13 protein-coding genes and 1 pseudogene are annotated in these 15,116 nt (G+C 38.7%); 1 reads left to right on the plus strand and 13 read right to left on the minus strand.

Features of this window, described 5'->3' with window-relative positions:
- Positions 1 to 15 precede the first annotated feature (15 nt).
- The 11 genes from ACQKEV_RS10415 to ACQKEV_RS10465 form a co-directional block, all read right to left on the minus strand.
- Positions 16 to 759, minus strand: coding sequence for a uroporphyrinogen-III synthase (locus tag ACQKEV_RS10415; protein WP_427445290.1), 744 nt, complete (start codon positions 757 to 759; stop codon positions 16 to 18).
- Positions 752 to 1,681: a hydroxymethylbilane synthase gene (hemC, locus tag ACQKEV_RS10420; protein WP_427445288.1), complete on the minus strand. Its 930-nt coding sequence runs from the start codon at positions 1,679 to 1,681 to the stop codon at positions 752 to 754. Before hemC ends, ACQKEV_RS10415 begins: the two co-directional genes overlap by 8 nt.
- A 34-nt stretch (positions 1,682 to 1,715) precedes the next feature.
- Positions 1,716 to 2,546: a cytochrome C assembly family protein gene (locus tag ACQKEV_RS10425; RefSeq protein ID WP_427446239.1), complete on the minus strand. Its 831-nt coding sequence runs from the start codon at positions 2,544 to 2,546 to the stop codon at positions 1,716 to 1,718.
- Positions 2,547 to 2,634: 88 nt separating this feature from the next.
- The gene (gene hemA, locus ACQKEV_RS10430; protein WP_427445286.1) at positions 2,635 to 3,999 is read right to left on the minus strand and encodes a glutamyl-tRNA reductase; all 1,365 of its coding nucleotides are present in this window, start codon (positions 3,997 to 3,999) and stop codon (positions 2,635 to 2,637) included.
- Between the two features lie 842 nt (positions 4,000 to 4,841).
- The gene (yihA, locus tag ACQKEV_RS10435; RefSeq protein WP_427445284.1) at positions 4,842 to 5,438 is read right to left on the minus strand and encodes a ribosome biogenesis GTP-binding protein YihA/YsxC; all 597 of its coding nucleotides are present in this window, start codon (positions 5,436 to 5,438) and stop codon (positions 4,842 to 4,844) included.
- The gene (gene lon, locus ACQKEV_RS10440) at positions 5,435 to 7,765 is read right to left on the minus strand and encodes an endopeptidase La (protein ID WP_427445282.1); all 2,331 of its coding nucleotides are present in this window, start codon (positions 7,763 to 7,765) and stop codon (positions 5,435 to 5,437) included. Before lon ends, yihA begins: the two co-directional genes overlap by 4 nt.
- Positions 7,766 to 7,893: 128 nt before the next feature.
- A complete protein-coding gene (gene clpX / locus ACQKEV_RS10445; RefSeq protein ID WP_427445279.1) occupies positions 7,894 to 9,162 on the minus strand; it encodes an ATP-dependent protease ATP-binding subunit ClpX in 1,269 nt (422 codons plus the stop codon).
- Positions 9,163 to 9,363: 201 nt separating this feature from the next.
- Positions 9,364 to 10,650 (minus strand): trigger factor, encoded by a 1,287-nt coding sequence (gene tig / locus ACQKEV_RS10450; RefSeq protein WP_427445276.1) that lies wholly within the window; start codon positions 10,648 to 10,650, stop codon positions 9,364 to 9,366.
- A gap of 102 nt (positions 10,651 to 10,752) precedes the next feature.
- Positions 10,753 to 11,754: a hypothetical protein gene (locus ACQKEV_RS10455; protein WP_427445273.1), complete on the minus strand. Its 1,002-nt coding sequence runs from the start codon at positions 11,752 to 11,754 to the stop codon at positions 10,753 to 10,755.
- A gap of 109 nt (positions 11,755 to 11,863) precedes the next feature.
- A complete protein-coding gene (locus tag ACQKEV_RS10460) occupies positions 11,864 to 13,099 on the minus strand; it encodes an ATP-binding protein (RefSeq protein WP_427445271.1) in 1,236 nt (411 codons plus the stop codon).
- A gap of 231 nt (positions 13,100 to 13,330) precedes the next feature.
- Positions 13,331 to 13,540, minus strand: a complete 210-nt coding sequence (locus ACQKEV_RS10465) for a hypothetical protein (RefSeq protein WP_427445269.1) — start codon at positions 13,538 to 13,540, stop codon at positions 13,331 to 13,333.
- Positions 13,541 to 14,140: 600 nt separating this feature from the next.
- On the opposite strand from ACQKEV_RS10465, the gene ACQKEV_RS10470 reads away from it, so the two are divergent.
- Positions 14,141 to 14,377, plus strand: a complete 237-nt coding sequence (locus ACQKEV_RS10470; RefSeq protein ID WP_427445267.1) for a hypothetical protein — start codon at positions 14,141 to 14,143, stop codon at positions 14,375 to 14,377.
- A 285-nt stretch (positions 14,378 to 14,662) separates the two neighbouring features.
- Here ACQKEV_RS10470 and ACQKEV_RS10475 read toward each other — a convergent pair whose 3' ends face one another.
- Positions 14,663 to 14,788, minus strand: a complete 126-nt coding sequence (locus ACQKEV_RS10475) for a hypothetical protein (RefSeq protein ID WP_427445264.1) — start codon at positions 14,786 to 14,788, stop codon at positions 14,663 to 14,665.
- 64 nt (positions 14,789 to 14,852) lie between these two features.
- Positions 14,853 to 14,987: pseudogene (locus ACQKEV_RS10480) on the minus strand (hypothetical protein); the annotation flags it as partial.
- Between the last annotated feature and the right edge of the window lie 129 nt (positions 14,988 to 15,116).

A 15,116-nucleotide genomic window follows, 5' to 3' on the forward strand; every position in this document is an offset into this window, starting at 1 on the left:
CTGTTTCTCATCCTTTCAAATTGCAATTTCTTGAACGAGTGCAAGCCAAGTGTACGTTGTTGGCATGATATGAACAGGTGCACCTTGTTTCTTTAATGCAGATGCAGTCACATGGCCAATTGCCGCGATCGTCAGTTGGTTCCAATCGGTTTTCGGAGCAATCTCACGTGCGAAAACCGCTACTGATGATGGACTCGCAAATGCAACAATAACATTCGGTTGTAGTATTAAATAGTCACTTAAATCTTTAGCGTTAGTCAGATCCGGCAGGGTTTCATATACGGTCCATTCGTCCAAATTTTGAGACAAGCCGTCTTTAATCGTAGCTTTAGCCAGTGATCCTCGTAAAAACAAACAAGAATCTGAATGACCAGCTACCAACGGAAATTGTTGAACGAATGCGTCTGCACTGAACGTCGTTGGCATGAAGCTCACCTGAAATCCGATGCGCTCCAATGCACGAGAAGTTTTACTGCCGACTGCCGCAATTTTATTCTGCAAAACATCTATACGAATACCATTTCGCATTAATTTTTGTTCGAATGCAACCACAGCATTTTGACTAGTGAAAATCAGCCATTCATATGTGTGGAGCTTTTTGATAAATAATTCATCTTGAAGCGATACTTCTTGCGTCCGAATGAGCGGGAATACGACTGATTCCCCTCCCAATCTCTCGACTTCAAGAAGCACCTCTTCTGACTTAGGCTGACCTGTAAAGACTATCGTTCGTCCTTGCAAATCACCTTTATTAGACATTTAAATCGCGTCTTACTTGCTGAATCAAATCATAAGCACCTTGCTCGCTTAATATCTTCGCCACTTCTTTCCCTGCAGTTTCAGGTTCAACGTTTGTTGAAGACTGTTTAAAAACTTGATCAGCATCTGGTGAAGCGACCAAACCTGTAAATTGAACGTCTCCGTTTTCAACAGTTGCAAAACCGGCAATCGGCACTTGGCAACCGCCATCCATCGCATGTAAAAATGCTCGTTCCGCATAAACCGCTCTCCACGTTTCTTCGTGTGTCAGTTTGCCAAGTTCCCCTAACAACTCCACGTCATCTCCACGACATTCAATTGCTAAAGCACCTTGACCAACGGCAGGAAGACAATCTTCAGTAGATAAGTATTCCGTTACGACATCTTCGCTCCATCCAAGACGTTTCAGGCCAGCTGCAGCTAAAATAATCGCATCGTATTCTTCTGTTTCAAGTTTCGCTAAACGTGTATCTACATTACCGCGAATCCATTTGATTTCAAGGTCTGGACGTAACATTAATAGTTGAGCCGAACGACGTAAACTGCTTGTCCCAACTATAGCTCCAACAGGTAAATCCATGAATTTCACATGACCCGTTGAAATGAATGCATCGCGTGCATCTTCGCGTGGAGGAATACAACCGATGACAAGTCCTTCCGGCAATTCCGAAGGCATATCTTTCATGCTGTGCACTGCAAAGTCGATTTCTTTATCATATAAAGCTTGTTCTATTTCTTTTACGAACAATCCTTTACCACCAACTTTTGAAAGTTGAACATCCAAAATTTGATCGCCTTTCGTGACGATTTCTTTTACTTCGAATTCAAATGGTGCTCCTGCTTGTTTCATTTGGTCAATAAACCAGTTTGTCTGTGTCAAAGCCAGTTTACTTCTACGTGAACCTACAATAATTTTTCTCATCAATAACAACCCCATTTATTCGATTAGTTTAATTTTAGTTCCAGAAATGAAACTCGGACAATCGACTTCCCAGGAAGAAATTCACCAATACAAGAAGGAATGCATAAACATGACCCCATGCATAACTTGTACCATGAAGTGTTCCTTTTTTCCGTCGATAAAATAAATAGCCGTATACAAATAATAAAATGAACGATCCAACGATTTTCACATCAAATAGCGAGAATTCATTGAGTGTAACGTACCCCCACTGCAGACCAAGAATCAGACTGACAAGCAGGAATGGAATGCCTGTGACGATTGAAATCGTCATCCCTTTCTCCGTTTGATCAAGAGAAGGCAGTTTCCCGAATTGTTTTGTCCATTTCTTTCTCTTCAATAATCGATACAAAATATGATACAACGTCGAAAAGACGAATGATAACGAGAAACCCACGTATGATAGAATCGCAAAAGTCACATGGATGAATAACAACTCTGATATCAGTGTTTCCCCAACTGGTGAGCGTTCAATCTGAACCGGTGCAAATGTATGAATCGTCATGAAAATGAAACCGATGACATTCAAGAAAAACACGGGCACCATCACTCGGTATGTAAGATGAAGCACGATGGATAACGAGATCAATAACCAGGCATAAAAATAAATGCCTTCAAATAAAGTCAAAATCGGAAACCTTTTCGTTTCAACTATATAAAGGACTAAAAAAACCGTCTGCAATAGCCACACAATGCCGAGTAGCCAAAATGCAATGCGGTGAGCTTTTGAATCTTTATCTAAATAATCAATGAAGTAAAATACAAGACTGATTGCGTAGAGGATAACCATTCCTTCATGCAGCCTTGTCATGGTCAAATCCGCCACTACCTTACCCCTTTTCGCTTGAGACGTAAAAAAGCGTTTTCGCATGTATAGTTTACCATACAGATACGAAAACGCCTCCTAACATGAACTAATATGAATACTCTGGATTAACTACCTGCTTTTTTTCTTCAACAACTTCTAGCTGTTGTTTGGCAGCCATCATTTGACGTTGTTTTTCTTGTTGTACTTCTTCTTCAATTCCAAAGATTTGCTGGAATAATTGCAGTTGTTCTTGTGAATTTGATGAAGCCGCAAGTTCTTTTGCCTGCAGGATCGGATCTTTTAACAATTGATTAATAATCGATTTAGTATGTTTGCTTAAAATCTTGCGTTCACGATCTGTTAGGTCAGGCATTTTGTTTTCGATGCTGAGCATTGTATCCGATTGAATTTGCAATGCTTTTTGACGAAGTGCTGAAATGACAGGTACGACACCCAATGTGCCAAGCCAATTGTTGAACTGGACAAGTTCCTGTTCAATCATCAACATAATGTCATTAGCTGCACGCTGGCGTTCTGCTAAGTTCGCTTCAACAATGCCTTGCAAGTCATCGATATCATATAAGAATACATTCGGGAGCTCGCCAATGCGCGGATCCATATCACGCGGTACCGCAATATCCACCATGAACAATGGTTTTCCTTTACGAAGACGTTCCACAAATTGCATCAACTCTAAGTCGATGACGAAATCCGTAGATCCTGTAGAACTAATCAAAATGTCTGCTTCTAGCAATGCACATTGAAGTTCTTGCATGGATTTAGCTTGACCATCAAATTTCTCAGCAAGTAATTGTGCTTTTTCGAAAGTACGGTTGATGACAGTGATTTTCCCCGCTCCACTTCCATGAAGGTTCTTAATCGCCAGTTCACCCATTTTCCCTGCACCTAAAATAACCACATGCTTTTGCTTCAATGAACCAAATATTTTCTTTCCGAGTTCAACCGCAGCATAAGAAACGGAAACGGCATTTTCACCGATTGCTGTTTCAGCATGCGCACGCTTAGCAAGTGTCACCGATTGCTTGAACAATTGGTTGAACACAGTTCCAGTAGTTCCGCGCTCTTGAGCTTCCAGGAAGCTTTTACGAACTTGTCCAAGAATTTGCGTTTCTCCAAGAACCATTGAATCGATACCAGCTGTTACGCGGAATAAATGCTCCATTGCCCCATCATTTTCGTATATGAATAGGTACGATGAAAACGATTCAATCGGAAGCTTGAACCAAGTGGCTAAAAATTGTTTTATATAATAACGTCCCGTATGTAACTGATCGACAATCGCATAGATTTCGGTGCGGTTACATGTAGAGACAATCACGTTTTCCAATATGCTTTTCTGCTCTTGCAGTGCTTGCATCGCCTGCGGTAATTCGGACTCTACGAAGGACAATCGTTCGCGAATCTCTACCGGCGCTGTACGATAATTAACACCCACTACGATGGTATGCATGGCTTCATGACACCTCTCACGTTCTATTTCATGCCTTTTATTATAGCATAACGGTTTTAAAATCAAGGTTCTAAATGTGAACAAGCTATGAAATCAAGGCTGATTGGTTCGCTACTTTGTAATAATTATAATGTAAGTGTAACAAAACGCCAGGTAGCATACAATGGATTTGCTCGTAGGCGAAATTATCTGAGAATGGTGATGTGAATTGGAGAGAATGTTGCTCCAGGTTGACAGAATCGCGTTTTAGGTAGACAGTTTGCGGTTCCAGGTAGACAGAATCGACTGCCAGGTAGACAGTTTGCCAATCTAGGTTGCACAAAATCTCAACAACCTTAATTATACCTCTTAGATTGTTTGTTCAATCCTCCAATTGTCCTTTCCAATTAGTTTTGAAAAATTTATCGCTCATACGGAGGATAATTCGCTCAAACACATCTCACCGCCAAGTTAACTTGTAGAAACTATGTAGTACCCGTCACTCACAGAAAAGAGCCTGGAGCGAATTAGCGGAACGGCTCCCATTCAGGTTTAAAGAATTAATGGTTTTGTTTTCGCTGCGCTACTGTTTGGATAGTAGACACCGTTTCATTGGCTAGTCTACTTGGATAATGAAACGCATTTTATGCCTCGATAGGGTTTGTGAGAAATTTAACGCTCATATTGGGTTTATCGCTCACTCCAGAGATTTATCGCTCATTCTGACAATTGATCGCTCAGAAGGGTTTATCGCTCAAACACGTCTCAGGCGTTAGTTAACTTGTTGAAACATGTCCTCCATACAAAATTCAAATAAAAAAACTCCCTAAAAAGCTCAACGCTTTCTAGAGAGTGTAACCGTTCTATTCTGTTTCTAATACCATACGACGCTCGATTTCTGCCCATGCCGCATCAAATCCGAGACCTGTTTCAGAAGAAAATAGAATCATCGTATCATGTGCTTCCATGTCAAGTTCGTCACGAACCATTTTCTTGTGCTTCTCCCATTTGCCTTTCGGGATTTTGTCCGCTTTTGTGGCAATGACAATACAAGGAATGTTGTGATACTTAAGGAAATCATACATCATGCAATCATCATCGGATGGTGGATGACGAAGATCCACAATCTGAATAACTGCTTTCAATAATTCACGACTCGTAATATACGTTTCGATCATTTTGCCCCATGCTTCACGTTCGCTTTTCGATACTTTTGCATAGCCGTATCCTGGGACATCGACGAAAAATAATTGCTCTTCAATTTTATAGAAGTTCAATGTTTGTGTTTTCCCCGGTTTTGATGAAATACGCGCCATACTCTTGCGGCCTATCATTTTATTAATAAATGAAGATTTTCCTACATTAGAACGACCAGCAAGAGCAAACTCCGGAAAACCATCTTCCGGATATTGCTCTGGTCGTACTGCACTGATTACCAATTCTACGTTATGCACTTTCATTGCACGCCGCCTCCTTCTAGTGCTATTTTCAGCACTTCGTCAGCATGCGAGACAAATTTAAATGTTAAGTCCTCGCGCACACTTTCCGGTATATCTTCTATATCTCGTTCATTGTCTTTCGGTAAAATAATGGTGGTTAATCCAGCACGGTGAGCACTTAATGTTTTTTCTTTCACGCCACCGATTGGCAACACACGGCCTCGCAATGTAATTTCTCCCGTCATGCCCACTTCACGTCGAATCGGTTGTTTTGACAACGCAGATACAAGTGCCGTGGCAATTGTAATTCCAGCTGAAGGACCGTCTTTTGGAACGGCACCTTCAGGCACGTGAATATGAATATCGTGAGCTTCATGGAAATTCGCATCGAGTCCTAATGACTCGGTTTTCGATCGAACGAAAGACAAAGCTGTCTGAGCAGATTCTTTCATGACATCGCCTAATTTACCTGTCAAAATCAACTTGCCTTTCCCTGGTGAAAGCGATACTTCAATTTGAAGTGTATCTCCGCCCACTGTGGTGTAAGCCAGTCCGGTCGCGACACCTACTTGATTTTCCGTTTCGGCTTGTCCATAACGGAATTTGTGCTTGCCGATTAAATCTTCCAAAGAAGAGGCTTTGATGACAATGCGTTTTTTATCAGTAGATACGACTTGTTTGGCAGCTTTACGGCAAATCGCAGCAATTTGACGTTCTAGACTACGAACACCAGCTTCACGTGTATAGTAGCGAATCAAGTCAAGAATCGCATCGTCTTTAAGCTGTAACTGGGACTTTGTCAATCCATGCTCTTTTAATTGTTTCGGCAATAAATGGTTTTTCGCAATCGATTGCTTTTCCATTTCCGTATAGCCCGCAATCGATATAATTTCCATGCGGTCTCGAAGTGGTCCAGGAATCGTACTCAAATCATTTGCTGTTGCAATAAATAACACGTTCGATAGGTCGTACGTTTCTTCGATGTAATGATCGCTGAAATTATGGTTTTGTTCAGGATCCAATACTTCAAGCATTGCTGCAGAAGGGTCGCCACGGAAATCATTCGACATTTTATCGATCTCATCCAGCAAGAATACTGGGTTGATTTTCCCAGCTTTCTTCATTCCTTGAATGATACGTCCAGGCATTGCGCCTACATACGTACGACGATGTCCACGGATTTCTGATTCATCACGAACTCCACCAAGGGATATGCGCACGAACTGACGACCTAATGATTCTGCAATCGAACGGGCAAGCGAAGTTTTCCCTACACCAGGAGGTCCAGCCAAACAAAGAATCGGTCCGCGCAATGACTTCGTCAATTGGCGAACTGCTAAGTATTCAAGCACACGCTCTTTTACTGATTCCAGTCCATCATGATCACGGTTTAAGATGATTTCTGCGTGGTTAATGTCCAATCGATCTGCAGTAGCATCTGTCCATGGAATAGCGACCAACCAATCCAAATAATTGCGGATAACGCCACTTTCAGCTGCGGCAGCTGGTAGTTTCTCATACCGATCCAATTCTTTTAATGCCACATTCAACGTGGACTCTGGCATTCCTGACTCATCAATTTTCTTGCGAAGGTCGGCAACTTCTCCTGTTTTCCCTTCACGATCGCCAAGTTCAGTTTGAATCGCTTTCATCTGCTCCCGCAAGTAGAATTCTTTCTGCGTACGTTCCATCGCCTGTTTCACACGTGCAGATATTTTCTTTTCCATATCCAGCACTTCTTGCTCATTGTGCAGTCGATTGACTAACCATTCCAGACGTTCTTTTACGTCGAACATTTCCAGTACTTCTTGCTTTCCGCTTATTTTAAGTGGCAAGTAAGACGCAATCATATCCGCTAGACGACCAGGCTCTTCAATGTCTGATACCGTGTCATATGTTTCTGACGTAACTTTTTTCGAGAGCTTGGAGTATTTTTCAAAATACTGAAGAAGCATACGCATTAACGCTTCATGTTCTGGCGTTTTTTCGGTGTCGTCAGGTGCAGATTCAACGGCCACAGTTGCGTAATTGTCGCCTTCTGTGTAACTTGACCACGTAGCACGTTCCAAACCTTCAACTAAGACACGAATTGTACCATTAGGCAGCTTAATCATTTGATTGACATGAGCTAACGTCCCGATTCCATAAAGATCATCTTCAACAGGTTGTTCGACGTTCATTTCTTTTTGGGTAGCCAGGAAGACGATGTTATCCGTCAACAAAGCCTGTTCCAATGCTGCAACAGAACGTTCACGACCTACATCAATATGTAACACCATCGTCGGAAATACTAACAAACCACGTAAAGGTAATAATGGAACAATTTTTTCTTCATTTTTCTTTGACATGTGGAAAGTCACCTCCGTCCAATTTTGTCCGTTTTCACCATAAATCAAACATATGGAAGAAAAAGCTGACATCCGAGCTGCGCGTATGCATACGCACGATCGAAGCCAGCTTTTCTTTATAACTCAATTTATGCTGAAGTTTTCTCATCGTTTTGATCGAGTACAGTACCGTCTTCCAAAACCAATTTAGGACTTGAAGTCTCAGTTACTGTTTCTTTCGTAATGACACACTCTATAATATCTTCACGTGAAGGTAATTCATACATCACATCTAACATTAAAGATTCAATAATTGAACGAAGTCCACGTGCACCTGTTTTACGCTCGATTGCAAGTTTCGCAATTTCGACCAATGCGTCATCTTCGAATGTCAATTTCACATTATCCAATTCAATCATTTTTTGATATTGCTTCACTAATGCATTTTTAGGTTCAGTTAAAATTTGCACTAAAGCGCTCTCGTTTAACTGTTCCAAGCTTGCCAATACCGGTAAACGACCGATGAATTCCGGGATTAATCCGAATTTCAATAAATCTTCAGGAATCAATTGTGATAATAATGAAGATTCATCAGGATCTTTTTTGTTCGGATCCGAACCGAATCCAATCACTTTTTGACCTAAACGACGTTTAATGATCTGGTCAATACCATCAAATGCTCCACCGACAATGAACAAAATGTTTGTCGTGTCGATTTGAATGAATTCCTGATGAGGGTGTTTACGTCCACCTTGAGGAGGAACGCTTGCAACTGTGCCTTCTAATATTTTCAGAAGTGCTTGTTGTACACCTTCACCTGAAACATCACGCGTAATTGATGGGTTTTCTGATTTACGGGCAACTTTATCAATTTCATCGATATAAATAATGCCTTTTTCAGCTTTCTCAACATCGTAATCAGCAGATTGAATCAATTTCAAAAGAATGTTCTCAACATCTTCCCCAACATATCCAGCTTCAGTCAATGATGTCGCGTCCGCAATTGCGAATGGTACATTAAGAATGCGTGCAAGAGTTTGAGCTAGTAACGTTTTACCGCTACCAGTTGGTCCCAAAATCACGATATTCGATTTAGATAATTCAACATCATCTATTTTGCTGTTGGAATTGATGCGTTTGTAATGATTATAAACAGCTACAGCGAGTGATTTTTTTGCTCGCTCCTGACCAATTACATATTCATCAAGAATGGAAAGGATTTCTTTTGGTTTTGGAACTTCTTTAAACTCAGTTTCTTCTTCTGTACCGAGTTCTTCTTCTACGATTTCTGTACATAATTCAATACATTCATCGCAAATATATACACCAGGTCCTGCGACCAGTTTACGAACTTGTTCTTGGGATTTTCCACAGAAGGAACACTTTAAATTCCCTTTTTCATCATTAAATTTGAACAAAATATTCACCCCTATTCAAGCCACAATCTTACAAGATTCTCCTACTAGAATCAACTAATAAGATTAATGAAAACTTAGATCATTATTTTTCATCATGAACATAAATCTTTTGGTTCAATCACCAGACATTACCTATGTATGAGACAAAACAAGGCACGGGCAATATGTCCGCGCCTTGTTTTAAAAAAGCAGGTATAAAAATTATTCTGTAACTTTAGCGTTTTCAACTAAGAAGTCGATTGTTTTTTGCATACGGATATCGTTTTCAAGTGCGCCAGTTCCACCAAGTGCTGTACGAATTTGTTCAGCAGTCATGTTGAATTGACCAGACATTTTTTCGATTTCAGTATTCACTTCTTCTTCAGAAGCTGTTAAGCCTTCTGCTTCAGCGATTGCTTCAAGTGTTAATGAAACTTTCACACGCTTGTTCGCATCTTCGATCATTTGTGTACGAAGTGCTTTTTCATCTTGACCTGAGAATTGGTAGTAAAGGTCAAGGTTCATGCCTTGTGATTGTAAACGTTGAGCGAAGTCATTCAACATACGATCTACTTCAGCGTCGATCATAGCTTGAGGAATATCGATTGTTGCGTTTTCAGCAACTTTCTCAACTAACTCATCTTTGAATCCAGCTTCAGAAGCGTTTTTCTTTTCTTCAACTGCTTGTTCTTTTAATTTCGTACGTAGAGCTTCGATACCTTCAACTTCGCTATCGATTTCTTTTGCGAAATCATCGTTTAGTTCAGGAAGTTCTTTTCCTTTTACTTCTTTCACCGTTACTTTGAAAGTAGCTTCTTTACCAGCAAGTTCAGCTGCATGGTATTCTTCAGGGAAAGTAACAACTACATCTTTTTGTTCGCCAGCTTTTAAGCCAACCAATTGCTCTTCGAATCCTGGAATGAATGAACCAGAACCAATTTCAAGTGCGTGGTCTTCACCAGCGCCGCCTTCAAATGCTTCTTCTCCAAGGAATCCTTCGAAGTCGATTACAGCAGTATCGCCTTCAACGATTGCTTCTTCTTCTTTAACAACTAGTTCAGCTAAACGAGTTTGTTGTTCTTTTAATTGAGCTTCGATATCTTCGTCAGTTACGTTAGCGTCTTGTTTAGTAACTTCGATGCCTTTGTAATCTCCAAGAGTTACTTCAGGGCGTACTGTAACAGTCGCTTTGAAGATCAAGTTTTCGCCTTGCTCCATTTTTTCGATGTCGATTTCAGGACGATCAACAGGATCGATTCCCGCTTCTTCAACAGCTGCAGCGTATGCATCTGGAAGAATGAAATCTAAAGCATCTTGGTATAAAGATTCAGCACCAAAACGTTGCTCGAACATTTTACGTGGCATTTTCCCTTTACGGAAACCTGGTACGTTAATTTGCTTAACAACCTTGTTGAAAGCTTTGTCTAAACCTTCTTTTACTTTTGCTGCTTCTACTTCTACAGTTAGAATACCTGTGTTACCTTCTTGTTTTTCCCATTTCACTGACATATATTCAACCTCCATCATTAATTTCAATTGTTAGTATCATTCTTATCTATGATTTTGACAACCATTCTAGTATAGCACACCCGCTCATACTTTCAACTTTTTTCACATGCTTCGCAATTCAAAGAGGACATCAATCTTGACAAGCAAGTCGTACAACTCCCCTTCACAAGTCACTTCTTCACCCAACATACCAGCGACATAGTTTATGTAAGCTTCAGCCACTTCCTGCTCATCGAACGAAAACCATTCAAACGGATACGTTGCAAATGAGTGACGAATGATCAAATCATGGACCATTTCCAACTTGGTTGGATTTTGAACAAGTTCCTCTTCCGTGAACTTCAGGACAGACTCGACCTTTGATGTTTGTGAAGGATCCACAAGTTCATTAGGACTAACTACCGTTTGGTAACCGAACTTTTCAATAGATATATTTCGATTGATCCCTTTATGCACCATTAACAACAAAGCGAAGGATTTCGTTATCGGTGAAATTAAATCATCTTCAATAATCGTTACCAGTTCATTTTCAATTGACGTCAGATCTTCCCCATCCAGTTCAACCAAAAGTTGCTGTTGCTTGTCCTCAGGAAATCTTGAAAACGTGTCATATTGAAACAAACGGGCATCAATCTGGTTGTTATGCGGCACATCTTCTAATAGTTTTTCACCTTTTTGTTTAGCCACACGTTCATTCAATTTCAGAAGTTGCTCAAATTTATCGAGTTTATCGACAGGAACAACGCCTTCGTCAAGCAATGATTCAACAATTTCTTTTACCTCACCAAATTGACGGAGCTCCATGAGAATCGTGACATACAACTCCATCGTTTCAAAGTAATAAGTAGGACCCAATTTCAAAAGTTCTTCACAAACGGTCTTAGCCTCTGCAAATTCCCGGATTTCATACAACGAGTATGCATATACACCTAGCGTTTGTTCGTCAGCTTCTATGTAAGTCAATGCTTGTCTAATTGAATCCACCGCTAAATCATATTGAAAATCTTCAGCATGTTTGAGTCCTTCAGATATGAGCCTGTCCACCATGCCCGGAAAGACAATGATGTTTTCTTTTTTTTGAAGTTTTCCGTACTTTTTTCGCAATGTGGATTCCGCCTTTCTCTTGCGTATATAGTAGCACAAAATGAAAAAAGGATGCGCCTCTCAGCACATCCTTTCTTCATAAGCTTTATTCATTTTGAATGACGTAAACTCAAACTGGAATGGTAATTGTAAATGTTGTTCCTATTCCTTTTTTACTATCCACATCTATTTTCCCTTTTACTTTACTGATTGTTCCGTATACCATCAGCATGCCTAGCCCCGTACCTTCTTTTTTCGTTGAGTAGTATGGTTTCCCGAGTTTTTGAATCTCATCGTTAGTCATTCCTACCCCACTATCTTTTACGGTAATGATGATATTTTGCTCGAGATCAAAGACTTCAATATGTAAAGTTCCACTTTTTTCTTTCATCGATTCGATGCCATTTTTAAATAAATTTAAAAGACATTGCTGCATTTGATTTTTATCGTATTTCAAATTAAGCGTGTTAGTAAATTCACATTGAATATCAACCTGATTCATTCTCGCGTACGGCATAAGAATATTCTTTACATAGCTAAATTCTTCATACAAATTCGAATACACCATGTTTTCAGATTGTGGTTTGGCAAATGCCAAGAAATCACTGACAATTTGCTCGGCCCGTTCCAATTCTTTCAATGAATAATCAATGTACATTTTTTCATCTGAAGTAACCGTCTTTGATCCCTTCAAAAGTTGCAAAAAGCCATTGGTCACCGTAAGCGGATTCCTGATTTCGTGAGAAACACTTGCTGAAAGCTCACTCATGACATGAAGACGTTCTGCATGCAGGAAATTTTCGCGGTTTTTAATATTGTCCAATACTTTTTCTACCATCAACAAATTCAAGATAATGACGCACACATGCGTGGAAACGGAAAAGAACGATAACAACCAGAATTCCTTCGTTAACTCATCAAAAAATGTGCTGAGCGTCGTCAAATATAGACCCATTGTAAATAATGCAGCCAAAATGCCAATGAGTATGCGCTTTTGCGTGTTTACTCGAAGGAATTTTTTGCTGATTAAAGGCACGATCATGAAGATTGCTGTTGAAAATAAAAGGGATTGAATCGTCCCCTCTCCACCAATCATAAAACGATAAACATTCAAAACGATATATAAAGGAAGTACCTTCAAATAACCACCGTAAAGAGCGACGATAATAAACGGTATGTATCTTAAATCAAAAATAAATCCTATTTCCAGATGGATCGGATACACCATACACAAGATCATTGAGACTGCGGAAAAGGCAATGAGAAACGCCGTATTATAAAAATGTCTGCGATTATCAAAGAAAATGACGAATAACAGAAGAGGAAAAATTAAGAATAAGATATTTAGTAACAAAGTTTCTAACACAAAATTCCCTCCTTTTCTTTAACCATAAAGCATCTAGGGAGAATTATACTTCTTCTTCGTTTGTCTCGACAATGCCGATTTGTCGAATTTTGCAATAAAAAACCTTCTTTACCAAAGTGAAGTCACTTTGCCTTTAAGATAAAAGACTTTTATGTGACCATTTCACTGCTTGATAAGAAGGGATTTAACGACAACGTAAAGTTATAAGCGAACTTTTCTATATCAAAGAAATTAACGTGAAGCTTTAACTTCAGAACAATTTGGACATTTCTTCTGATTACTACCTTTAAATTTAGTCAAAGTTTTTTCGAAATTATTTCCACATGAACATTTAAACAATAGTTTTTGAGAGTATCCTACATACTCTTTAGAAAGTAATGCACACTCTGAATTGTTCTTAACATAATCTCTAATATTTTCAATCGTCCATTTTTTATTCATATTAACACCTCCGATATTGATTTCGTATTTACACACAGATTTCTCGTCTCGCTATTATACCATCATCCAATTGTGGAAAATCCTTAAATAACAAGTCTACCTATTTTCGCATTAAAAAATGTGGAAATTATTTTGGACACATCTAAAGGAATTATAATAGCATAACACCTATTGCTATCCTACTTTACCTTTAATCTTGGAAAAGTTGTTATCCAAATTAATATTTGTATTCTTTTTAGTTAAGCTAGGTTCAAGTAGACATCAATAGGTTTGAATTTCAATGAGTAGATCACGAATCATTTTTATATACTTCATTGATATTGAAAACAAAAAGAAAAACACTTCAACTCCTTATCAAGGAATGAGTGTTTTTCTTTTTTACTAAACTAAATTGAATTAGTAGTCTCGTTTTTGGATTTTGATAATTTAATTCCTGCCATATTAAACCTAATACCTTTTCATTATCTATAAAAAATGTAACTAAGAAATACTAATACATCTATTAATATTATTTTCAATTTACTTAAGAAAATTTTTGGTTAAAGAATAAACAGCCCAATAATAGACAATAAATATAGTATATTGGAGGGGAAGTTAAGAATGTTTATAAAAAGTGATGATAAAGTAATTTATTGCTACAGTTGTCGTAAAAGCACTTTATTTATACGTAAAGATTGGAACAATAATAGTGGTGTAGATTCGCATTGTAGTGAATGTGAATTTGTGTGGTTTGAATGGCAAAATCGTGCAGTAGATCGAGAAAAAGAAAAATGGGTTGAATATAATGGAGGAGCATTAAATAAAACAAAAGATCACTATCAAATTAGTCATACATGATATATTACTAGAACTGATGGGAAAGAAAAGAAGAACCTTTGAATAGGTTTCGACAAACATTCGTTTAACTAAATATAGCAAAACGTGAATGGAAAGATCCAAAAAGTCAATTTGCTGGCGAAGGAACACCAGAACACACAAACCGCCGCTTCCAATTACCAGAGACTAATTAATCAATATTCGATTCAAAGCGAAGAGCCAACTGAGTATATCCAGTTGCTCTTATTTAATGCCCATATATAATTATTCATTTAAGCACTCTATTTTCCTATTGATTAACAAAAATCACCTTATTTTCAGATCCTCATCCCCCTTATAATGTTCCACTCCTTTTATTGAAACAGCACCCATGACTAATACCATAATTAAAAATACAATTGTCCAATCCAATAAGCCAAAATTATTTAACATGTTATTACCTCTTTTTTACAATAAACATAACAAAATACCTTTGTAACTTGTTGTCGATATCACATTACTTACTAAAAAAACATTTCGACTTTTTCAAACAATTCCACTCAATCGTTGCTGGTGTTTTGCTCTTAATGTCGTACAGCACGCTGTTGATGTTCGGCACTTCTGAATAATGCTTCGTGATTGTCTCCATGGATTTATAATTTACTACAGCTCTGTTTTACAATGGTAGCAAGGTCTGATCTGAACGATTAGGTCACGCAACAATTGATATTACGACTTCTACTTATGCTCACTTGTTAAAAGAGCTATTCAGAGCAAACAT

It is taken from the genome of Paenisporosarcina sp. NPDC076907 (assembly GCF_050269735.1).
Taxonomy (GTDB): Bacteria; Bacillota; Bacilli; order Bacillales_A; family Planococcaceae; genus Paenisporosarcina.